The 21,608-nt window shown below is 45.2% G+C and carries 21 protein-coding genes; 18 read left to right on the forward strand and 3 right to left on the reverse strand.

Annotation, left to right across the window (positions count from 1 at the left end):
- The first annotated feature begins 19 nt into the window (after positions 1-19).
- The 12 genes from AC50YG_RS10495 to AC50YG_RS10550 all read left to right on the forward strand — a co-directional run bounded on the left by AC50YG_RS10495 (position 20) and on the right by AC50YG_RS10550 (position 10,671).
- Positions 20-346 (forward strand): hypothetical protein, encoded by a 327-nt coding sequence (locus AC50YG_RS10495; protein ID WP_494826662.1) that lies wholly within the window; start codon positions 20-22, stop codon positions 344-346.
- Positions 339-953, forward strand: coding sequence for a hypothetical protein (locus AC50YG_RS10500; RefSeq protein ID WP_494826663.1), 615 nt, complete (start codon positions 339-341; stop codon positions 951-953). The genes AC50YG_RS10495 and AC50YG_RS10500 overlap by 8 nt, the downstream gene beginning before the upstream one ends.
- Positions 953-1,552, forward strand: coding sequence for a hypothetical protein (locus tag AC50YG_RS10505; protein ID WP_494826665.1), 600 nt, complete (start codon positions 953-955; stop codon positions 1,550-1,552). Before AC50YG_RS10500 ends, AC50YG_RS10505 begins: the two co-directional genes overlap by 1 nt.
- Entirely contained in the window at positions 1,552-2,064 is a 513-nt protein-coding gene (locus AC50YG_RS10510; RefSeq protein WP_494826666.1) for a hypothetical protein, read from the forward strand. Before AC50YG_RS10505 ends, AC50YG_RS10510 begins: the two co-directional genes overlap by 1 nt.
- Positions 2,061-2,444, forward strand: coding sequence for a hypothetical protein (locus tag AC50YG_RS10515; RefSeq protein WP_494826668.1), 384 nt, complete (start codon positions 2,061-2,063; stop codon positions 2,442-2,444). Before AC50YG_RS10510 ends, AC50YG_RS10515 begins: the two co-directional genes overlap by 4 nt.
- A 4-nt stretch (positions 2,445-2,448) precedes the next feature.
- Positions 2,449-4,329: a phage tail tape measure protein gene (locus tag AC50YG_RS10520; RefSeq protein ID WP_494826669.1), complete on the forward strand. Its 1,881-nt coding sequence runs from the start codon at positions 2,449-2,451 to the stop codon at positions 4,327-4,329.
- A 74-nt stretch (positions 4,330-4,403) separates the two neighbouring features.
- The gene (locus AC50YG_RS10525) at positions 4,404-4,697 is read left to right on the forward strand and encodes a phBC6A51 family helix-turn-helix protein (RefSeq protein ID WP_494826670.1); all 294 of its coding nucleotides are present in this window, start codon (positions 4,404-4,406) and stop codon (positions 4,695-4,697) included.
- A gap of 1,559 nt (positions 4,698-6,256) precedes the next feature.
- Positions 6,257-6,931: a glycoside hydrolase family 73 protein gene (locus tag AC50YG_RS10530; RefSeq protein WP_494826672.1), complete on the forward strand. Its 675-nt coding sequence runs from the start codon at positions 6,257-6,259 to the stop codon at positions 6,929-6,931.
- 245 nt (positions 6,932-7,176) lie between these two features.
- Positions 7,177-7,884, forward strand: coding sequence for a gamma-glutamyl-gamma-aminobutyrate hydrolase family protein (locus AC50YG_RS10535; protein ID WP_494826674.1), 708 nt, complete (start codon positions 7,177-7,179; stop codon positions 7,882-7,884).
- 312 nt (positions 7,885-8,196) lie between these two features.
- Positions 8,197-8,421 carry a helix-turn-helix domain-containing protein gene (locus tag AC50YG_RS10540; protein WP_046230814.1) on the forward strand — a complete coding sequence of 75 codons (225 nt, stop codon included), beginning with the start codon at positions 8,197-8,199 and terminating at the stop codon, positions 8,419-8,421.
- Positions 8,422-8,885: 464 nt separating this feature from the next.
- Positions 8,886-9,407 (forward strand): pyridoxamine 5'-phosphate oxidase family protein, encoded by a 522-nt coding sequence (locus AC50YG_RS10545; RefSeq protein WP_494826676.1) that lies wholly within the window; start codon positions 8,886-8,888, stop codon positions 9,405-9,407.
- Between the two features lie 37 nt (positions 9,408-9,444).
- The gene (locus tag AC50YG_RS10550) at positions 9,445-10,671 is read left to right on the forward strand and encodes a benzoate/H(+) symporter BenE family transporter (protein ID WP_494827159.1); all 1,227 of its coding nucleotides are present in this window, start codon (positions 9,445-9,447) and stop codon (positions 10,669-10,671) included.
- Positions 10,672-10,751: 80 nt separating this feature from the next.
- On the opposite strand, the gene pdxR is transcribed toward AC50YG_RS10550, so the two are convergent.
- Both pdxR and AC50YG_RS10560 read right to left on the reverse strand, forming a co-directional pair.
- Positions 10,752-12,182 (reverse strand): MocR-like pyridoxine biosynthesis transcription factor PdxR, encoded by a 1,431-nt coding sequence (gene pdxR, locus AC50YG_RS10555; RefSeq protein ID WP_494826677.1) that lies wholly within the window; start codon positions 12,180-12,182, stop codon positions 10,752-10,754.
- A 224-nt stretch (positions 12,183-12,406) separates the two neighbouring features.
- Positions 12,407-13,195, reverse strand: coding sequence for a nucleotidyltransferase domain-containing protein (locus AC50YG_RS10560; protein WP_494826679.1), 789 nt, complete (start codon positions 13,193-13,195; stop codon positions 12,407-12,409).
- A gap of 131 nt (positions 13,196-13,326) precedes the next feature.
- On the opposite strand from AC50YG_RS10560, the gene AC50YG_RS10565 reads away from it, so the two are divergent.
- The 5 genes from AC50YG_RS10565 (at position 13,327) to AC50YG_RS10585 (ending at position 19,538) form a co-directional block, all read left to right on the forward strand.
- Positions 13,327-14,508: a sensor histidine kinase gene (locus tag AC50YG_RS10565; RefSeq protein WP_494826681.1), complete on the forward strand. Its 1,182-nt coding sequence runs from the start codon at positions 13,327-13,329 to the stop codon at positions 14,506-14,508.
- The gene (locus AC50YG_RS10570) at positions 14,508-15,146 is read left to right on the forward strand and encodes a response regulator (RefSeq protein WP_494826682.1); all 639 of its coding nucleotides are present in this window, start codon (positions 14,508-14,510) and stop codon (positions 15,144-15,146) included. Before AC50YG_RS10565 ends, AC50YG_RS10570 begins: the two co-directional genes overlap by 1 nt.
- Positions 15,147-15,311: 165 nt before the next feature.
- Positions 15,312-15,653: an Asp23/Gls24 family envelope stress response protein gene (locus AC50YG_RS10575; RefSeq protein WP_494826684.1), complete on the forward strand. Its 342-nt coding sequence runs from the start codon at positions 15,312-15,314 to the stop codon at positions 15,651-15,653.
- A 400-nt stretch (positions 15,654-16,053) separates the two neighbouring features.
- A complete protein-coding gene (locus AC50YG_RS10580) occupies positions 16,054-18,279 on the forward strand; it encodes an MMPL family transporter (protein ID WP_494826686.1) in 2,226 nt (741 codons plus the stop codon).
- 44 nt (positions 18,280-18,323) lie between these two features.
- Positions 18,324-19,538: a cytochrome P450 family protein gene (locus tag AC50YG_RS10585; protein ID WP_494826688.1), complete on the forward strand. Its 1,215-nt coding sequence runs from the start codon at positions 18,324-18,326 to the stop codon at positions 19,536-19,538.
- A gap of 76 nt (positions 19,539-19,614) precedes the next feature.
- Here AC50YG_RS10585 and AC50YG_RS10590 read toward each other — a convergent pair whose 3' ends face one another.
- Positions 19,615-20,280 carry a TetR/AcrR family transcriptional regulator gene (locus AC50YG_RS10590; RefSeq protein ID WP_494826690.1) on the reverse strand — a complete coding sequence of 222 codons (666 nt, stop codon included), beginning with the start codon at positions 20,278-20,280 and terminating at the stop codon, positions 19,615-19,617.
- Between the two features lie 457 nt (positions 20,281-20,737).
- On the opposite strand from AC50YG_RS10590, the gene AC50YG_RS10595 reads away from it, so the two are divergent.
- The gene (locus tag AC50YG_RS10595) at positions 20,738-21,496 is read left to right on the forward strand and encodes an SDR family NAD(P)-dependent oxidoreductase (protein ID WP_494827161.1); all 759 of its coding nucleotides are present in this window, start codon (positions 20,738-20,740) and stop codon (positions 21,494-21,496) included.
- Positions 21,497-21,608: the final 112 nt, after the last annotated feature.

A 21,608-nucleotide genomic window follows, 5' to 3' on the forward strand; every position in this document is an offset into this window, starting at 1 on the left:
GCGTCAGGCGGATAGTATTGTGAAGCCGATCGAAAATGAATGTAATATCAAATACGCAATTATTGAACTCATGAGCGTACACAGTGTTGAGGCGATTGATTTACGGACGGATAACGAAGAAGTGTTTAAAGCGTTCTTACCCGTTTTAGGGATTAACGTTGCTTTTACGCATAAAGAAGAGTTGGCTTCGCTGTATCGCGTGTTTCAGCCAGATTCGCAGGAATATGCGGTTATACGTGAATTATGGATGGCACCAGAACCGCCGCCATCTTCTACGCCAATTAGGAAGCCGACTCGATGGGAACGAATTAAAACAAAACTAAAAGGAGTGTTTAACATTGATTAAATGGAAATTGCGGGAAGCATTTCTCGAACAAGGTGCGAGGCACGATAAGGTCGTAGCTGGTTATCAACAAAGAGTGACTGAAGCGGCCGACCGTTTATCTTCTGATTTAGCAGAAATGGACGGGTTAATGCGTCGCGAGTTTGAGACGGGCGAAGATATGAGTGCGAAGAAAAGCGAATTACGGGCCAAAATTTCCGCGTCAGAAGCAGCTAAATCGGCTGCGGAGTCTGAATTACGCGCAGCATACGACTTTTTTCGTCAAGCAAAGGCGAGTGAACGGATTAGTGTTCGAGACCTGACAATTGACTGGAACGGTCCTTATCGAACGGAAGTACAGCAAAAGGAGCTTCAGCCTATCGTTGATCGAATGGTAGCCGCTCGTTTGGAATATTACAGCGCTGTACTCGACGTTTATAAACTAAAAGATTCCTACACACACGCACAGGGAGAGATTAGAGAAATGGTTCGCTTAGACGATAAAAGCCGACCAGGTGACCGCATTTCCGTTCATGACATTATTGACATGAGTAGCCTACCGCGAATTCGGGATGAGGAACTTATGTACATTTCCACTAATCGAAAGTTGCCGGAAAAGGGGATTAATTAATGACGATAATGACCGCGAGTAAATTGGAACGCCTGCGCCTCGAAGCGAAATCGTCCGGAAGTTCTCCGCACAAGATGGCGAGGTATGCAACAGCCAAGCACGATTTCGAGGCGCTGACTAAGGCGCTTTTTGACGACGGAGACAGTCCGTACGCCAGCTGTCCTTCAGACGAGTACCTCCGCAAGTTGGAAGATCGCGCTAAGGAGACGGGTTCCGAAGAAGACGCTGCCCGTTACGAGTTAATGAAAGATCAACGCAAGTTAGTTGAAGGTAATCCGCAGCAGTACCGCGCAACTGTCTATGAACTACGCCAGTTTGTTGAAAGCGGAGCTAAGATTACGCAGCAGCACGTTACAGAGGCCGGTGTATTGGCTGCGGGGCATCCGTCGATAGATAATCGCGTTCTATTTGCGGCAATGAAACGGAAGCGCCAGGAGCAATTAGCTGGCGCGGCTCCGGTTGAAGACGATATGCCAGCGCCAATTACGGAAGCTGACGTTCAAGAAGCGAGAGAAACAGCAGCGGTAAGCGGCCGTATAGAGGACCGAGTTAAGTATGCCGATCTGAAACGGCAAATATCCGAACAGGGGGAAGCGTAATGAAAATCGAAAGAAAGTCGTTTAGCGGAATGGGACATGGGACTGTTCCAATTGCGGGATGGCCTTATATTAGATTAACCGGAACAGTTGAAGCTCTAAGTTATATCCGTGAGGATGGTACAAGTCATCTTCACTTTCTACCGCAAGGAGCGGAGTATATTCACCTTAACGTAGGAATCGAAAATACTGAAAATAAAGCGTCCGTAGGTGTATACACAAATTCTTCCTATGACACTTGGCGTTTTGATGTATCGAACGTTGCTCCATCCTCGTTGGATCAATCGGCAGCGCAGTTCTCTATTCTAGATAATGGACAAATTGCGGTTACTGGCGATGAAGACGTCATTTATCGCGGCCAGGACGTTGACCTTAGTACAGTTTCTATCGCGGGCATTCGCGTCAACATGGACGAGCTTGCGAAGATGTATCATGCGGCAGCGTTATCTAAGTCCACAACGGATGCGGCACGTTATCTTAAACTTAAAGAAGCGGTGGAGGCGATTGTACGATGAAAAAGACGGAGGAACAATTATATGCGGAGGTATCACGCATTACTTCCGCGCTGAATCCTTACAACGGAACGTATTTCCGCCTGTGTGGAGAGGCGCTGATAAACGGAGATATAACACGCGAACAATTTGCAGATAAAATGCGCGTTGCTGACGCTGTATTCGCGGAGGTCATTACGCAACTCCGCAGCCTGCGCTTTCCGAAGATGAAACAGCGGTCAGCACTTACAAAGCTTCTGAGCGGATTACAAGCGCATAGGAACGGAATCGCTGCCGCAGTTAGTGCGAATTGGGAAACGGCGAACGTACACTTTGACAGGGCAACGGCTTCAGCTAGAGAATATACCGGCTTTATATTCCGCGATCGCATGAAGGGGGCGTGATAGAATGAGTTTTGACATTACGGCTAGTCTTCGATTAGTAGATAACGTCTCTAAGCCAATGCGTAGCATCACATCTTCACTGGCGGGTGTAGCGGGGAGGTTTGGCGCATTGTCGTCGGCGGCGATCGGCGTGTCTGGCGCGTTTGCGGGTATGTCGGTTATTACGGACTCATTCAAAAAATCGATGGATTTCGAGTCGCAGATGCTTTCAGTTAAGTCCGTAATGGGCGGCACAAACGAAGAAATGGCGGAAATGCAATCACTCGCGCTTAAAATGGGCGCAAGTACGAAGTATAGCGCGATGGAAGCGGGCCAAGCAATTGAAGAGCTGCTAAAAGCGGGTATGGCGTCCGCTACCATTGAGGCAGGCGGATTAGAAGCAGCGCTCAATCTTGCGACTGCGGGCGGGCTTGAGCTACAAGAAGCTGCGGAAACAATGGCTACTTCAATGAACGCGTTCAAGAAAGACGGTTTGAGTGCCGCCCAAGCATCGGATATACTCGCGGGAACAGCTAACGCAGGCGCAACGTCAGTCCATGAAATCAGTTACGCGCTCGCCTCGGCTGGTGGAGTAGCGGATATGTTCGGTCTTTCCCTCCTTGATCTGAATACCGCGATCGGGATTATGTCCAATGACGGACTTAAGGGCGGTTCGGACGCGGGTACGAGCTTCAAGTCGATGCTTATGTACTTGCAGCCGCAGACGAAGAAAGCCACGCAGCTATTTAAAAAGCTAGGCATTGGCGTAGGCGAAGCCAACAAGTTCTTTGAAGACGGAAAAATCAAAGACATCGGCGGGATTGCGGACGTACTACAAAAAGCGTTTAAAGGGTTTTCCGAGCAAGAGAGAACCGACTTAATGCTGGAGATGTTCGGTACAGATGGTGTCAAGGCTGCGTCCTCTATGTTTAAAGCGGGGTCCAAGGGGATTAAGGAGTTTCAACGGGAACTATCGAAAACGACCGCACTAGACGTCGCCAAAACGAAAATGGAAGGTGCGGGAGGCGCGGTAGAGCAGTTTAATGGCGCGCTTGAGACGTTGCAGATAGCTGCCCTAGCACCGACGATGCCGATCATACGTGATTTCGCATTATCAGCCTCGGACATGATCGAAAAATACTCACCTACGATAACGGAAGCCGTACAAAGCGCGGTTGATAAGGGGAAGGATTACATTTTTGATAATTTTACGAATAACCCTGAATTTCAACGCTTGACTACGTTTGAGAGTAAAGTCGAATTTGTCTTTGATACCGTTAAAGATACGTTCGATACTTGGTGGGCGAAGTCAGGCCAAACCGCGTTCGAAGGTTATTCAGAAAAGATTACAAAGACGTTAGTTGATGCGTTGGAAGGATCGTCCGAACAAATAGCGGGCGTAGGACTGAGCATCGGAAAAAGCTTAATGACCGGTATCATGAACGGTATGCGCGAGTCGGATTACTTCGGCTGGCTTATTAAAACGATTGACATCGGTATGGCGTTTGATAAGGGCATGACCGACGTCAGTAAAGGCGCTTGGGACTTAATTCTCTATCAAGAACTAGGCGCAGGCGACGAAAAAGCTGCGGCACGCTTGGCAAAAGAGAAGCTACAAGCGGAATACTCCGCGACGCCGAAAGGTACGCTTAATCCAATCGGAGGTTTTAACGCTGGCGGTATGGCGGCCGCGCGGGACGCTTATGCGCAGTCCGGCCCATTCAATACGAGCGTGTCAAATACTACGACGGTCAACCTTGTGATGAATAACGAAATTACGAAGGAAGCCGATGCAGACAAGATAATATCTGTCATGTATACGAAAATACGTGATGCAGCCGCTGCGAACGGTAAATTCGGAAGCAGCAGCCGAGGAGCTGCGCCAGGAGGGCCGATACAAAACTAATACGCAATACAACGGAGCATCGGCGGTATGTGTACGCTGGCGCTCCGTTTATTTCTGTTTACGGAGGTGAATATATGCAAAAACGAAGGGGGAAACGGAAGAAGCGGCCGCTATCGGAAATACAACAATGCGCTATCGAACTACTCGTAATAAAACGGGGAACTAATTACGCAGATATTGCGAAGAAACTCAGTATTAGTGTCCGCACGCTTTATCGTTGGAGACAGCGTGAAGACTTTGATGACGCACTTAATATCGCGATACAGCGACATTTAAAAAAGCTTCGTATGAAGTCGAAGTCGCCGACAATAGCGCAGATACTTTCAGATGAACGGTACATGGGGCTCATAATTAGTACGATAATGTGAGGCAGAGTCGTGTTTTTACGGTAATAGGCGAAATTAGATAAAAGGAACGTGAATCGGCGTAGATACAGGCTTTTCTGGAGTTAATTATACGTCAAAAGGTGTCCGAAAATTACACTTTTACGGAATTTTCCTGCAACCGCGTCCAGGTGCGTGCCCTTCCGAAACTTTTCATGTAACCTTGACGCTAATAGTTACGCAATGAGCTGGAAACGCCCGAAATCCCTTGTATATCAACCGATAGCGGCGTTTTTCTGGCGTTATTTTTCGCGAATTTTATGTCCTAAAAAGTTACATACGAGCAACATCGGGGGGGTGGCTTCCGCACTTGCAAGCGCCTCTCTCCGGGCGAGGCTCCGAAATCTCACGGGGTCACGGAGGCTCTGGCGTCTGCATAACGTTGCATAAACGATGTATAAACGGTGCATAGAACGTTTCTGAGCGGTTCGGCAGACGGACGAAAACGTAAGAATCCAGTAACGGCGCGGGTTTGCGGCGATTAGACTATTGCGTAAAAGGCGGCTTTTGTGTACATGCCAACGCGTTAATGCGGTGAAGTGACGCATACCCCCAAGGCGGTGGTCAAAAGGCGCTAAATCAGGTGTATCTAGTTTCCGCGCAGTTTTTAAATCTTAGGAGGTATGGGAAGACAAGAGTGAATGACAAGCGTAGTCCGTCCGTGTTATACTTCGTCTCGTTAACACCAACGCGTAGGTACACGACAAAAGTGCGCTCGCATATCCGAGTGCTTTCCGATTGTCTGTCCGTATCCTGTGCGTTGTGACGAATATTACGAAGAGCAAAACGCTGGGAAACAGCGGTATGTATACGATAATTGCGAATTGGCAGACGCACAGGACTTAAAATCCTGCGGTAGGTGACTACCGTACCGGTTCGATCCCGGTCCTCGGCATACAGAAAAGAACCTGAGATCCCTTGATACATAAGGGGTCTTTTGTTTTTGTATGGGGCTTTCCGATTCGACAAACTCAAGAAGATTGAGCGTCTTTTTTGCCGTTGGGGACGGATTTGGGGGCGGAATTTGCTTTGTTTCACTATAATTCACTCTGATGTAATATGGTACCTAAAATCGAAACCCATATGTATCAAGGGTTTTCGTGTTTCTGCTTTTATTAAAAAGTATACTGCGATGTTATATTAACATAGACCTGTACGCCTGCTCTTCGTAATTATCGTTTCGTTAACGAGTTTTACGAAGTGGAGGCGTTTTTTATACGTCCGAAAATAGTACGTCCTAAACGTCTGATCACGTAAGACCTCTGCTTGTTTATATTGAAAAAATGTTAAATACGGCCACGAACACTTTTTTTATTTGCGCTACCTGCATTCGGAAATTTGCAACATATGTTATCAGTGCTGCTGGGTCAATTTACTGCGGACTCACGATTCGGCTGATTTATCACATCTGGCAGTCGTTGAGAGCAAGCCTTCCGCGCAGGTTGGGGCAGATTTATTTCTCAATCTGTTAATAAATGATAAACTCAGAACTATAAGTAATCATTGATAGAGCTCCCAACGGGGAGCTAAAGGAGGAAAAGAAAATGACTCAGTATAGTCGAGCGGCGTTCATCGAGACATTAGCGCCTCATGTACTGCGAGCGCGGCGGGAGGGATCGCCAATGCTACCATCGGTGAGACTGGCTCAAAATATTTTAGAGACTGGCTGCAAAATTCACGATTGGAATAATCTTGGCGGCATTAAAGTCGGTATCGGTAAGCCTAACGCCTACTGGCGTGGTAAGGCTGTCAATAAAGGAACGTGGGAGGAGTACAACGGTAAGACGGTCAATATCACGGCTGCATTTAGGGCATACGATACCCTGTATGATTTTTACATGGATCAAGACCTATTGTTTGGCCTCAGCCGTTACGCCCGTGTGAGGACAGCTAAAACACCAGAGGAGCAAGCGGCAGCGCTGTATGCCTGCGGATATGCGACTGACTCGGCTTATGCAAGCAAGTTGCTGGCGATTATCAAAGCTAATGACCTTAAAAAATATGATGCTGTTGAGGCAGAGTCAGAGGCAGAGGCAGTAGAAGATGAACAAGAAATGAAGCTATCTGAGGCTCAAAAGAAAATGCTTGTAGCGGCGCTGCAATCCCTATTTGATAAAAAGGTGATTACTGACAAGACATGGATTGAGAAGGCGCAAAAAGGTACGCTTACCCTGTGGGAGTTGACCTGGCTAAATACGATTATACTCGCACGTAAATAAGTGAATGCCCTGCCGACCCAATGGTTAGTTAAAATAGAGCTACAGTTTCCTAAACTGTCAAGCCTCTTAGACGTTCTCGACAGCCACACCTTGAGAAATCAGGGTGTTTTCTTTTGTGCGACAATATTTTACAAAGAAAATAAAATAGCTCGCCAGAGATGGTAATTAAGCTGACATGCTGCATACCATAAATAGTTTGTTGTATAATATATCAATAAAAAGATATATTCACGGAGGAGTTTAGCATGGTGAGACCAACTATAGGCGTATTGCCGTTGTATGATGGGGACAAAGAAAGCTATTGGATGCTTCCAGGCTATATGAAAGGGATTGAAGAAGCAGGTGGAATTCCGTTTGTATTGCCACTTACCTCAGATGTAGAGAATATAACTAGAATAGCAAATATGTTTGACGGATTTCTTTTTACAGGTGGACACGATATTAATCCTGAAATTTATGGTGAGCAGATAGAGGATATTTGCGGAGTGCTCTGCCAGGAGCGAGATGTGATGGAGAGCGCCTTATTCAAACAAGTTTTAGAATTGGATAAACCAGCGTTCGGCATTTGCCGCGGCTTACAGTTGTTCAACGCCTTACTAGGAGGCACGCTATACCAAGATATGCCGACTCAATTCAAGTCGGAGAGCAGCATTAAACATAAACAAGCACCCCCCTATTCTGAACCCGTTCATAATGTTTACATAGAAAAGGGAAACCCGCTTTACCGTATTATTGAAACGGAGAATTTAAGAGTCAATAGTTACCATCATCAGGGGATTAAGGAGCTGTCCAAGCAACTCATTGCTGTGGCAAATGCTGAAGATGGTTTAATAGAAGCCGTTATGATGCCTGAGAAAAAGTTTGTTTTAGCCGTTCAGTGGCATCCAGAGTTCAGTTACAAATCGGATAGTTATAACTTTAGGCTGTTTGAGGAATTTGTAAAATCATGTTAGAGGTTATACTGGAGCATATGGATTAGCGCGGACATTGAGTCACATGCTACAATTGGGATAAACAATATGGATCTATAACATCTATCAGAAGCCATATCTATTAAAGGAGGTAAGCGCTTTGAATTCAATATTTTTTATAGCGGGTTGGGCTATAGTTGGCATTTGTATTGGAGGTTTAATTGTGTTTATAAAATCCATGCCTAAGAAAAAATAAGCATGTCTTGTTAATCTCGCCGCTTCAGCTGAAGCGGTTTTTCTTCTGCTAACTTTATATAGTAAGAGAGTGAGGAAGATTACCGTTGGGTGATGAAAATGTATAAAAGAATTCGGGATTTACGTGAAGATAAGGATTTAACTCAGCAGGAGATGGCCAAGTTGCTGCATATTTCACAAGCAACCTATTCTCGATATGAGAGTGGAGAGTTGGACATACCAACCGCAGTATTGATCACATTATCTAAATTTTATAGTGTCAGCATCGATTATTTGCTTAATCAAACAGACATTGCTAAGCCGGAAGAACGAAAATCAAAGTAATAGGAGATTTAAATGCTTACAAATGATTATTTACGACGCTCACTTCAAGTATGTATCGTATAAGCTGATGTCCCTTTTTTTGCATAAAAATGCTCCTAGAATAGATATTGAATAATAGCAGTGCGTTATTCTAATATTTATTCCAGGAGGGCATTTCAGACTGACTAATGAACTTGAGCCCTTTTTCAATACATCCTTCGCTTGCGTGTATTATATTCCCCCTGGTTCCCCCAGCCCCAAACGATTTGCCCCAATTCAATCATAGACCGTTTGTTACCCGCTCTAGACTTGGCGAACCCTTCCCCTTTGTCTATACCATCCTTTCAAAAATTTATCAGCAAGAATATGATCTGCTCTACTTAGTTAAAAATATGGATTGCTCAAATGCTGTATTTTTGGATGTACTCATTCATTCCAATGACTGATATACTAACGGAAATTCAGCATTTGAGGAGTGGTTGAGAATGGATGGAGTTCGTTACAAGATAAGAGAAGTGTTGGACAGTGACAAAATAGATGCCTTTTTGCATAAAGCGCGAATTGGTCATCTTGGTATGGTTGATGGTCAGCTGCCGTATGTGGTTCCGCTTAATTTTGTTTGGGCAAAGGGGAAGCTTTATTTTCATGGAGCCGCGGGCGGGAGGCGTAATCAGGTCATGAGTGCGAATTCCGAGGTCTGTTTTACGGTTTGCGAAGAATATGGAACCATTACCGATCCCGTACCAGCTAAGACGGACACAGCATATATGAGTGTTATGATTTTCGGTAAGGCCGAGCTTATCGATGATCTGGAAGAAGCTACCTATATGCTGCAGGAAATGCTTCATAAATATGTGCCTGGCTACTATAACCGTCCGTTGTCCAAGCAGCATGTAGAGAAATATAAGTCAGCTATTTTCCAATCATCTGTTCAAGTCTACCGAGTTGATCCTTATCATATTACGGCGAAAGCCAATCCAATCGAGGAAGAAAAAATGTACAAATAAGAAAAATGAGGTTGTTAAAATGTTAAAGAGAGTGCAAATGAACCCAACATCATCTTCGCTGCGCGGCCGTGATTGGATATCGCCCACTATAGCTGCGTTAATTTCTGTCATTGTCAACTACGGGGGGACATTTATTCTCGTATTTCAGGCGGCAAAAGTGGCGGGTCTGAGTCCCGAAATGACCGCTTCATGGATATTGTCGATTTCCGTTGGTGTGGGGATAACGGGTATATGGCTAAGCTATCGATACCGTGAACCGATTATTACAGCTTGGTCAACACCAGGTGTGGCTTTTCTCGTTTCGGTATTAGCGATAACTCCCTATGCGGAAGCGATAGGTGCTTATATCATCTCCGCTTTAGGATTTATTGTTTTAGGAATATCGGGAATGTTCGAAAGGTTCGTCCGGCTTATTCCTCCAGGCATTGCTTCTGGTCTGCTAGCAGGTATTTTACTACAGTTTGGTATTTCCGCCTTTGGCGGAGCGAAAGCTGATCCTTTGCTGGTCATTGTCTTGTTTGCTGCTTATGTACTATTAAAAAGGTATACGTCCCGTTATGCTATCGTCGGCATTTTAATCATTGGGCTTATTTATTTAATCAGCTTGGGGAAAGTAGATTTCAGCACGATTAAATTAGCTATCGCATCGCCGGTATTTATTGTTCCTGAATTTTCGTTGCATGCTTTATTGGGTGTTGCCTTGCCGTTGTTCATTATTACATTGACGGGACAATATATGCCTGGGATGCTAGTCTTGCGAAATGATGGGTTTAAGACGAGTGCGAATCCAATTTTGATCGTAACGGGTCTGGGCTCACTGTTTGCAGCGCCATTTGGCTCGCATGCATTCAATGTAGCAGCCATTACAGCGGCGATTTGTACTGGTAAAGATGCGCACGAGGATTCTACAAAACGTTACCTTGCAGGTATTGCCTGCGGCATTTTTTACATGGTTGTTGGCCTATTCGGTGTGACGCTGGCTGCTCTGTTTCTAATTCTTCCAGCTACCTTCATCGCGACGTTAGCGGGTCTCGCATTGCTCGGGACAATTGGCAGCAGCCTTGCGGGCGCTTTAACTGAGCCTAAGGGCCGTGAGACAGCGCTGATTACTTTTTTGGCAACGGCTGCAAATGTTACCTTACTTGGTGTTGGCGGTGCATTCTGGGGTCTTGTTGCAGGCTTGGCTGCGCATATTTTGATACATGGACAATTTCGCCACAAACATGATAGGACGAGTGGAATCCAACAAGCTGAACAAAAATAATAAGCAGCATGAAAATGAATACGGGTGCAGATGGACTAAAAAGGGATGGAAATTGTTAAGCTTAGCCGGAGCTGCTTAAATTATAAAAGCAGCTCCGCAAGACGATGAATGCCTGTCTCTATTGCTGACTCGTCTACTTTAGCAAAGCCTAGCACCCATCCTTTTCGATCGCTTTCCAAACAATACTTGCTAAGTGGATAAACACGTATGCCTTTTTCGAGCGCTTGGTTTGTTGCGGCTTCTTCATCAAATGAGTCTTCAGCTTCAAGAAGCATATGCAATCCCGTCTCTACACCGCTAAGTTTAAAACGTGCACTTAGACCGGTCGCGATGATGGCCTTTGTCATGGCTTCATGTCTGCGCCGATATACATTTCTGACTCTTCTCATATGGCGCATGAAATGCCCATGCTCGATAAAATGAGCAAGCGTCAATTGCTCCATAATCGGAAGATGGCGATAGGTTAATTCATGGACATAGGCAAGCTGGCGAATGGCCGCTGTTGGACCAACGATCGCTGATATCCGAATGCCAGGAGCGACCATTTTGGAAAAACTCATCATATACAGCGTGTTCTGAGGCTGCTGGCTAAACAAGGTTGGGAGTGGGTCGCCACGATATCGAAACTCACTATCGTAGTCGTCCTCAACTATCCAAAATTGATGTTGGGCCGCCATATGCAGCAATTGCTGTCTGCGAGGCTCCGACGTAATCACTCCAACTGCACACTGATGTGAAGGCGTAACATAAACAAGCTTTGATTGAGGGGGAATACGGTCTGCTTGTATTCCGTAATGGTCGACAGGGATGGGAATAACATTCATCCGCCGATATTTCATCGCCATCCATGAAGCGGGAAAGCCGGGATCTTCAACGCAAACGGTTTCTCCTTCATTTAACAGGGCTTGGGCAATTAAATCCAGACTATGCTGTGCGCCCGAAGTTAATATGATTTGATCGATATGAACGTGGACGCCTCGCTCAAGTGACAAATAACGTTGAATCTGCTCGCGCAGCGGCACGAAACCATAGGGATTGCCGTAAGCCCAGCTGGCTAGATCCGTTTCTTTGGAGGCTTGTAAAAAGGATTGTCTCCAGTTCGTTTGAAAATGTTGATCCAAATAAGGCTCGTGTGGGCTGAAATCGATTTCCACATTTCTATTTTCCTTGCCTCTGAACCAATTTTGCAACTGGCTGACTGCATCGTTTAATAAAGGCAGCTCAGGAGTAACAGGCCCGCGAGCAATAACCTCCTCCATAAAACGGGTTTTGTGGGTCCAGTCACTTACTCTAGTTCCGCCGCGCCGGGAAGTAACCGTGTAGCCACGACTGAATAATTCCTCATAAACAATTTGTATAGTTGAGCGAGAGACACCGACGAGTAGTGCGAGTTCGCGAGAAGGAAGCAGCAATTCACCGGGAGGCCAATTTCCAGTTGTGATATTATGGATAGCTTGATCAAGCAGCTGCTGCCATATGGGGCGTTCGTCGTCACGGTTAACTTTTAGCATCTGTTTCACCTCTAGTTGTATATGTATCAAAAATATGGATTGTTATATTAACCTCAATATGTATGTTTTAATGCATGCCATTAACTGATATACTAGCATGTCTTTGGTTGATCAAGCAATATGATCGTGATTCAACTGATCCCTAAAAATGAAAAAGCAACAGCCTCATAACCGTTGAAGCTTCAGCGGCAGAGGCTGTTTTTTTGACTTATCCGTCTATATAGCTATCTATCTTGCAAAGGAGGGGACTGATCGATCCAGTTCCATTCATTGTTCTGAATAAATCGAGTGACCGCTTGCTCAGATGATAATTTCAGGTCTAGAAAACCTAGTATAACGTCGGTTAATTCCTGGCATTTTTCATGGGTCGGATTTAACAACAGCTCATGGCAAAGCTTGAGAAAGGTATCCGGTTTTTCCGGTGCTTTTTCGACCTCAGCCATCATGGACTTGTGGCAAGGAAACAATATGCGATTATGCGCCAAAATAATTCGGCTTCCGAATAACACCAGATTGCTGACGACTTGCGACAGCAGATAAGGGTTATTCTTTTTGACGGCTTCCCCCGCAAAATAATAACCGTAAAGCAGCACCTGTGCTTGAAAATCTTTGATGTTTTGGGTTCTGTTCTGCTCGGGATATACCGGTATTTTGGTTAGCAGTTCATTTAACCCTGGAACGACGGAGTAGTAAGCCTGCGAGCCTGTAAAAGAAGCGCGGGTCGGCTCGCTGCCTTTCTCGGCGGCCAGCTCCAAAAACCGCATATTGATGATTTTGACATCGATATAGCCATCTTCATAATTGCAAAATTCATGGGTCGTGTAAGCTAACGCATGGGTTTTCTTCCGCTCTTCAAATTCTTGATCCGTGACAAGCAAATATACGTCGATATCCGATGTCTCCTTGGCCGTACCTTTCGCGATAGAGCCGGCCGTTATCACGGCTAATAGGTTTGGATCAGATTTCAGCGACTCTACGAATTTGTCCAGTGATTGCTTATGGTGCGTATACATATTCTAGCCTCTCCTTCATTTTTTGATGTTCTCACTGTAATAGTCGTTATATTTTGTACGAACGGGCATGTACCAACGTACATTTAAATTTGTGGTTTTACGTATATAATGATACATAAAGAGGTGGGGAGATGGAAAGGAACAGGATATATGAGTTAAGCATTTCAAGGGCTCCTATTTTATTATGGGTGGGGCTTGTTTATGCAGCAACCATTATTTTGCAGAATACGCTAGATCCGCGTTTATTGCAAAGTTTAATATTTTCAGTAGTGATTTCGCTTCATGCCGTTTTTCATTGGAATAGTCATAGTCTTGTTAAAGATCGACCATGGGTATACTTTCTCATACAAGGACTGTTAATTTTTGTTTCGGCCCTACTAATGCCTTCAGGTTTTCCCGCAGCTTTAATCGGCCTTTTTCCAGTTCTCATTGCACAAAGTGTAAGTATTTATTACCGCAAAGCTAAGATTATTTATCTCTCATTATTATTATATGCATTGTTTTGCCTGGCAATCGTCAGTGTAAGAGATACAGAGCGACTGGGTTTGTATATTCCACTGTTCCTCCTGATGATGATTGTTGTTATTGCTTATGCCATATTATTTTATCAACAAGTCCGTGAACGTGTTCGTACACAGACCTTTCTAAGTGATTTGGAAATAGCCCATTTAAAGGTAGAAGAGCTCACACTTGCTAATGAGAGACAACGGATGGCACGGGATCTGCACGACACACTTGCGCAAGGGGTTGCCGGTCTTATTATGCAGCTTGAAGCAATTGATTCCCATCTTCTGAAAGGAAACTCAGGCAGAGCGCATGAGATTGTAGGTCAATCCATGAGGCAGGCTCGCAGGACGCTTGCGGATGCCCGTAAGGCGATAGATGATCTGCGTTCCGTATCATCGTCTGATCTCAATTTTGAAGAGGTGATTCAGGAGGAAGTAGAACATTTTATTCATTCGACTGGGATTAGAGTTGCTCTTACCATGCATGTTCGGTTAACTTGGCCGAAAATCGTAGTGGAGCATAGTTTTCATATGGTAAGTGAATGCTTGACGAATATTGCGAAGCATGCGCAGGCGCAGCAGGTCTGGGTTACGGTTACAGACAAGCTTGAAAGGCTAATCATAGAAATTAGGGATGATGGGAAAGGCTTTGACACCGATGCAGTTGGCAAGGTAGCAGGCCATTATGGGCTAATTGGACTTCAAGAACGTGCCCGCCTGATAGGCGGCATGGTAGAGATTGTGAGCCGAGCAGGAGAAGGCAGTTCCATTCGAATTTCCAAGCCGGTATCCAAAGGGGAGTCATGATGAAATATAAAGTGTTGATTGTCGATGATCATTGGCTGGTCAGAGAAGGGCTAAAATTAATTCTCGAAACCGATGACAGATTTCAGGTCGTTGGGGAAGCAGGGGATGGTTCGATAGCCTTACGCATGATGAAGGAGCAGAGGCCGGATGTTATTTTAATGGATTTGAATATGCCCGTCATGAGCGGTCTTGAAACAATGGATCAGATGCAGCAGCTCGGGATAAATATTCCTGTTATTATTTTAACGACCTATAATGAAGACGAGCATATGATTAATGGTTTGGCGAAGGGAGCGAAAGGGTATTTGCTCAAGGATACAAGCAGGGAAAATCTAATTCGCACGATGGATTCGGCACTTAGAGGAGAAACCTTGCTTCAGCCTGATGTGACAGAGAGAATCTTTAGAGCTAGAACAGCTCCTGCTGTACGTAAGGAAGCTATTCAAATAACAGAGAAGGAGCTCCTTATTCTTGAATCGATTGCTAAAGGCTTTCGCAGTAAGGAAATCGCCTTTAACCTTGGCATTTCAGAACGGACAGTTAAAGCTCATTTAACCAATATTTACAATAAATTAGGCGTTGATTCTAGGTCCCAAGCTGTGGTAATAGCCATTGAAAAAGGGATTCTTCAATTATAACCAACAAGATATTGAAGATGCACAGTAGGTTGTTTTAACAGAAATAAATAATGCCCGATCGTACATAAGGCTGCTGCCCTTATGTACGATTTTTTTTATTGTGACTTCTTTTATTATAAACCTATGAGGTCGAAGGCAACAGTAACTGCGAGAGGAGCATGAAAATTGGAAGGCACATATGAAGGAATGATTCACATTTCAGATCAGGTAGTTGCTAAAATCGCCCACAAAGTCGTTTTGGAAACAAAACCAATTGTGTCTATGCCAATGGGCATAGTAGAGAACCTTGTAAAGCGGCTGCGTGGCGTTCATGCGCAGCAGGGCGTTTTAGTAGAGGCGAATCAACAAGACGTGGCTATTAACTTGACCATTAACATCAGTTATGGCTGCAAGATCCATGAGGTGTGTTACGAGCTGCAGCGCAGGGTCGCGAAAGAAGTGGAGCATATGACGGGTCTGGCGGTCAAAGAAATTCATGTAACGGTGGAGGGTTTGGTGTTTTCATAAGTACCCAAAACTAAAGTGAGAGTTAAGAATAGAGACTCCTCACTTAAGTTGAGATCCATTTATCCTGCCTTAATATATCGTTATATAACGAGGTTGATCTGTCCGTTAAACTTGAATTATTACACCATTTCATCAGTTGGGAGAGTTGAATATGGAACGTTCCGTGGAGAGGCGGATTTTTATTGCTCGACCTTGTAGGAGGATTAGATCAGTCTAGACGAAGGAAATGAAAGTGCAGAGGATATTCTTGTGCACTTTTTTTTATTTAGTGAATAAGCTTGCTGCCCTAAAGTACATAACGTACATGCCCTTATGGACGATTTCCGTGGAAGGAATGTTAGCTACAATGAAATAAGCGACACCATGAGTGTTCATCCTTATTTCACGGAGGTAAAAAAATATGGCCAAGTATTTGTATTTGCTGGGACGTTGGGCTTATCGGTCCCGAATAAAAGTCATTATTGGCGGGTTACTCGTTTTACTGCTGAGTGTAGCAGCTGCACTAAGTATGGGAATCTCATTCACTGGCGATATGTCCATTCCTGGCACGAAATCGGAGGAAGCAGGCAAAGTATTAAGTAAGGAGTTTGGCGTGTCGGAACAAAGCGGAGGGCAGGTGATGCTGATATTCAAAGCGCCAGAAGGTCAAACCCTTAAAACGGATTCTATCGTTAAGCAAATTGAAAATGTATTGAGCAAGGCGGCTGAAGACCCTGCCGTTGATCAGGTAATCAGTCCATATGAAAACGGATCGCTCAACGAAACAAGTCAAATAGGGTATGCTTCGCTCGTTTATAAGCTACCCGCAGGTGAGGTGAGCGAGGAATCAAAAGAGCATGTACGGAGCATTATTGAAGATACACGGAATGAAGGCATTCAGACAGAACTTGGAGGAGACGTCGCTTTCTCTGAATTGGAGATCATGAGTGCAATGGAAGCGGTTGGTGTCATCATTGCCTTTATTGTTTTGGCGCTTACCCTAACGTCCTTTCTAGCGGCAGGTATTCCGATTCTTACCGCGATTATTGGACTCGGCATTGGTTTGATGTGTATTTTTATCGGTTCGAATGTTTTAGACATGTCATCAGCCTCTATTTCCTTGGCAGTCATGCTAGGATTGGCAGTTGGAATCGATTATGCCTTGTTTATTCTGGCCCGTTTCCGGCAGCAGCTGGCAGAAGGTTATGATGTGGAGGATTCGGTCGCCATTGCGAATGCAACAGCAGGCAGCTCTGTCGTATTTGCCGGCCTAACGGTTGTCATTGCCTTATTGGGTTTAGCCGTTGTCCAGATTCCTTTCCTGGCTATGATGGGGCTCGCAGCTGCAATTTGTGTTTTTGTATCCATTCTGATTGCCATTATCTTCGTACCAGCTGTGCTTTCCATTGCAGGCCATCGCATTGGCCCAGCACGAAAAAATGCTTTCATAAACAAATTCAAGAGGAAGAATTCGAAAACTTCGGTGCTGGAGTCATGGAGCAAGCTGATTGCGCGTCGCCCCGTTTCTGTGGCCATCGTTGGAATCATTATTCTGGCGACGATCAGTATCCCATTTTTTCATATGCAGCTTGGCCTTCCTGATAATGGTACGAAGTCAGAAGAAACAACTGAGCGTCGCGCATTCGATCTGCTTTCGGAAGCTTATGGTCCAGGCTATCATTCGCCGTTGATCGTTGTGGCTGTGGCTGAAGGAGAAAGTGATCCACAGGCTGCAATTGCCAAGGCAACAGAAGGGTTAAGCTCCTTGGAAAATGTAGCGAGTGTTACACCAGCTTACCCTAGTCCTTCAGGCAACGCCGCCATGCTGACCGTTACCCCGCAGTCAGGTCCGCATGATACCGAAACCGGGGATTTGGTTCAGCATATTCGGGAGCTGTCGCTAAATGTGGAGAAGCAGGATCATGTCAAATTACTGGTTACTGGTGCTGCCGCAGTAAATATTGACATATCAGAGAAGCTAAGCGAAGCTCTCCCTAAATTTGCACTCGTTATTGTCATCCTTGCTCTTATACTATTGACCATGGTATTCAGATCCATCCTTGTGCCGATTAAAGCCGTTGTTGGATTTTTACTATCACTGACAGCTACGCTAGGTTTTGTGGTGTTTGTTCTTCAGGATGGCAATATGACCGGTCTATTCGGAATACCGGAGCCGGGGCCTATTTTAAACTTCCTCCCTGTTATCGTCGTTGGCATTCTGTTCGGGCTGGCTATGGATTATGAGGTGTTTCTGGTTAGCCGCATGCGAGAGGAATTTACACATACGGGCGATGCACGTAAAGCGGTTATTTCGGGCATTCGCAACAGTGGAGCAGTCGTTACAGCCGCAGGCCTGATCATGATTGCCGTATTTGCTGGATTTATTTTCGCAGAGGATCCGATTATAAAATCAATGGGGCTTGCACTAGCTTTCGGAGTACTGTTTGACGCATTTGTGGTCAGAATGGCAATCGTTCCAGCCATTATGATGCTGCTTGGCCGATCTGCGTGGTATTTGCCAAAGTGGCTGGATCGTATATTGCCTAATATCGATGTGGAGGGTGAGGCGGTTATGAGTCAAATCGCCCGTCCTGAGAAAAAGAGTGCTACCTCTGACATTCAGCCCTATGAAGAAAAAGCGGTATAACTCACGACAAAATAATGAATCTATACAGGAAAGAGGGCATTCAAATGATGAATCATCAGGAAAAAAATGGTCCGAAGTCAAAGATTGATTTTTTCGATCAGGCGTTTACTCGTAATCCATTTCCCGTCTACAGTGAAATTCGCAGAGAAGATCCGGTTTATCGTTTTATGATGCCTAGCGGGCAGTATGCATGGATTGTTACCCGATATGAAGATGCACTTGCCATTTTGAAGGACCCGCGTTTTGTTACTAATCCTCCTTGGATGCAACAGGAAGAGCCAACAGATCATCATAATATTCTTTCGAAAAATTTGCTTAGCGTTGGGCCTGCTGATCATCGGCGTCTTCGTCATTTAGTCCAGAAGGCTTTCACCCCGCGGATGATTGAAGGGCTGCGAGGCCGAATAGAAGAAATTGGCAATCATTTGCTTGACAAGGTACAGGATAAAGGAGAAATGAACTTAATAGAAGATTTTGCTTTTCCTTTGCCGATTATCGTTATTTGTGAAATGCTCGGCGTGCCAGTTCAAGATCAGGATAAATTTCGCGATTGGTCCAATACGATTATGGAGGGAGCCTACAATCCATCCTATACCGAGAAGGGCTCGAAAGCTGTTGAAGCTTTTATAAGCTATTTGCATGGTTTGATTACAGAGCGGCGGCAGAATCCTCAAAATGATTTGATTAGTGATTTAATTAAGACGGAGGAGCAAGGAGATAAGCTGTCTGAGCAGGAAATGTATGCTCTCATATTTGTCTTGATTATTGCAGGCCATGAAACCACTGTTAATTTAATTGGGAACGGTGTGCTTGCTTTGCTGGAGTTTCCGGAGCAAAAGGAAAAGCTGCTGAAGCAGCCTGAGCTTATTCATTCAGCTATAGAAGAGATTTTGCGTTATAACGGACCGGCTGAAGCCAGCAATATCCGGTGGGTGACAGAGGCTGTTGAGTTCCAAGGAAAGTCTATTCTTGAAGGAGAAATGGTGCTTATATCGTTTGCTTCAGCAAACCGGGATATCGAGCAATTTAGTGATCCAGATTCGCTGGACATTACAAGACAAGCGAATCAACATATTGCGTTCGGCAAAGGTATCCATTATTGTCTTGGAGCTCCGCTTGCAAGGCTGGAAGGCGAAATGGCCATCAGCACCTTGCTGCGCCGTATGCCTGAGCTTCGTTTGAAAACCGATCTGGCAAAGTTGGAATGGCGCCCAGGCATTATCATCAGGGGAGCAACAGAAATTCCGGTTACATTTTAATGGAAATGTTCTTGCAGCTGACAAGCTGCCATTTTCCTAACGGGAGCTAGTTGAAAGTTAGATAAAGCTCGCTATGTCAAGCGCTGCCCGGTGGCCGCAAATAGTCCAGAAACACGGTCTTCAACACTTGAAGCTGGCCGATTGTCCCTGCATTATCTTTGAAAATGACCAAGTTGTAGGACATCGATACTTTTTTGGCAAAACTGCCGAACACATTGATCATGGTCATTAACGTATCATCGACGGAAATGTCGTTGCGAATGGAGCCGTCCTCGCGGCCCTGTTCGATAAGCGTTTTAAATAGCAGCTTGTTGCTCTCGAAAATGGCATGATATTCCTCAAGCATATCCGCCTGCTCATGAGGTAAGTAAGCCCAGCTATCAAAAGCTTCAATCAGTTGTATGTTCTCGCGGTGTTTCTCTTGATGGAATGAAATGAACAGATCAAATAGATAGCTGAGTTTTTCAAGGCAATTGCCGTTTATTTCGCTCACCGAGCGGAAGACTTCTGACTGGGAAGCGATAATGGCGCTTGCGACCGCAACGATCAGCTTCTCTTTTTTGGGAAAATAACGAAAGATGGTGGCGATACCGAGCGGCACTTCATCCGCAATCTCCTGCATCGTTGTTTTATCGAAGCCCTTGCGGACAAACAGCTTCTTAGCTGCTTCCATAATGCTTTCCTCGCGCATTGATTTAATGCTGCGTCGTTCTTGCTCATACCTGCTTTTTGCGTCCAACATTTCACTTCCTCATTTGCGTTTGTTCGTGTGAACATGCTAACAAACTTAATAGTATCTGTCAATTTCGTTGGGAGAGGGGGCGAATTCATAGAGGTTGTGCGGAAAATAAAAATATGATATTGTTAATATCTAAGTGATAGCATTACTATCATTAATATTTTATTTATCATCCAGGAGGTAATTTTACATGTCTTATAATGAAAAATGGACAATTGGCGAGCTTCTCGCGAGCGAGCAAGCGGTTGCCATTTTGGCCAAGCATCTGCCAGAGTTTATTAATGAGCCGACCTTCAAGATGGCAGCTATGCATACACTGGATCAACTGGCTGCGATTCCGCAGGTGGATTTGCCTCAGGGTAGGCTAAACGCTTTGAAAGCTGATCTGAGCTCGGTGGAAATTACCCAAGCTCCTGCCAAGCCTGTGGCAGCCGCACCGAAGCCGGGTACCGCTCACGCATTGTCTCATGAGGGTAAAGTGATCATTGTTACTGGAGCGGCTGGCGGTATCGGCAGGGCAAGTGCGCTTAAGCTGGCTGCAAGCGGAGCTAAGGTAACGGTTGTTGATTTTAATGAAGAGGCTGGCCGGGAAACGCTTCACATGCTCAAGGAGCAAGGCGGAGAAGGGATCTTCGTACAGGCGGATATTTCCAAAAGCGCGGATGTGCAGCGTTACATGGACGCAACGCTTGAAACGTATGGCAAAATCGACTGCCTATTCAATAATGCGGGCATCATCCAGAAGTTTTCGCTGCTGCAGGACATTGACGAGGAGCATTTTGACCGTATCATCAATGTAAATCTTAAAGGCGTATTTCTTGGTATGAAGTATGCACTGAAAGTAATGGACAAGCAGGGCTATGGCAATATTATAAATACAGCTTCAACAACTGGCATACGGGCGGAGCACAGCCTTGCAGCGTATACGGCGAGCAAGCATGGTGTAATTGGTTTGACAAAAGGTGCGGCCCTCGAATATGTGAAGAAGGGCATTAGAGTAAACGCGATTTGTCCGGGTGGAGTAGCGACTGGCATTACGGCAAGCGTGCCGCAGCAGCTTCAGGAAAGCGGTTATGTGCCAGAGGAGTTCCCGAACATGCGGATGGGACGGTATGCAGAGCCTCAAGAACTGGCGGATGTGGTAGCTTTTCTGTCTTCAGACGCTTCAAGCTATATGACCGGCTCCGTTGTGCTGGTCGATGGAGGTTTGACGCTGTAGTTTTTCAACATAGATGGCGCGAAATCCCGATACAGCTAGTCTGTTTCGGGATTTTCACATCAATATAGCGGCAGCAAGGGAGCGAGGCACCTAACAATGGGCCAGAGTAAGA

Source organism: Paenibacillus sp. J31R34 (assembly GCF_059383715.1).

What these genes read in the sequence shown, in the direction of transcription:
- AC50YG_RS10505 (WP_494826665.1), top strand. Translation starts at nt 953, where the DNA reads ATGACGATAATGACCGCGAGTAAATTGGAACGCCTGCGCCTCGAAGCG.
- AC50YG_RS10510 (WP_494826666.1), top strand. Translation starts at nt 1,552, where the DNA reads ATGAAAATCGAAAGAAAGTCGTTTAGCGGAATGGGACATGGGACTGTT.
- AC50YG_RS10515 (WP_494826668.1), top strand. Translation starts at nt 2,061, where the DNA reads ATGAAAAAGACGGAGGAACAATTATATGCGGAGGTATCACGCATTACT.
- AC50YG_RS10520 (WP_494826669.1), top strand. Translation starts at nt 2,449, where the DNA reads ATGAGTTTTGACATTACGGCTAGTCTTCGATTAGTAGATAACGTCTCT.
- AC50YG_RS10525 (WP_494826670.1), top strand. Translation starts at nt 4,404, where the DNA reads ATGCAAAAACGAAGGGGGAAACGGAAGAAGCGGCCGCTATCGGAAATA.
- AC50YG_RS10530 (WP_494826672.1), top strand. Translation starts at nt 6,257, where the DNA reads ATGACTCAGTATAGTCGAGCGGCGTTCATCGAGACATTAGCGCCTCAT.
- AC50YG_RS10535 (WP_494826674.1), top strand. Translation starts at nt 7,177, where the DNA reads ATGGTGAGACCAACTATAGGCGTATTGCCGTTGTATGATGGGGACAAA.
- AC50YG_RS10540 (WP_046230814.1), top strand. Translation starts at nt 8,197, where the DNA reads ATGTATAAAAGAATTCGGGATTTACGTGAAGATAAGGATTTAACTCAG.
- AC50YG_RS10545 (WP_494826676.1), top strand. Translation starts at nt 8,886, where the DNA reads ATGGATGGAGTTCGTTACAAGATAAGAGAAGTGTTGGACAGTGACAAA.
- AC50YG_RS10550 (WP_494827159.1), top strand. Translation starts at nt 9,445, where the DNA reads ATGAACCCAACATCATCTTCGCTGCGCGGCCGTGATTGGATATCGCCC.
- pdxR (WP_494826677.1), bottom strand. Translation starts at nt 12,182, where the DNA reads ATGCTAAAAGTTAACCGTGACGACGAACGCCCCATATGGCAGCAGCTG.
- AC50YG_RS10560 (WP_494826679.1), bottom strand. Translation starts at nt 13,195, where the DNA reads ATGTATACGCACCATAAGCAATCACTGGACAAATTCGTAGAGTCGCTG.
- AC50YG_RS10565 (WP_494826681.1), top strand. Translation starts at nt 13,327, where the DNA reads ATGGAAAGGAACAGGATATATGAGTTAAGCATTTCAAGGGCTCCTATT.
- AC50YG_RS10570 (WP_494826682.1), top strand. Translation starts at nt 14,508, where the DNA reads ATGAAATATAAAGTGTTGATTGTCGATGATCATTGGCTGGTCAGAGAA.
- AC50YG_RS10580 (WP_494826686.1), top strand. Translation starts at nt 16,054, where the DNA reads ATGGCCAAGTATTTGTATTTGCTGGGACGTTGGGCTTATCGGTCCCGA.
- AC50YG_RS10585 (WP_494826688.1), top strand. Translation starts at nt 18,324, where the DNA reads ATGATGAATCATCAGGAAAAAAATGGTCCGAAGTCAAAGATTGATTTT.
- AC50YG_RS10590 (WP_494826690.1), bottom strand. Translation starts at nt 20,280, where the DNA reads ATGTTGGACGCAAAAAGCAGGTATGAGCAAGAACGACGCAGCATTAAA.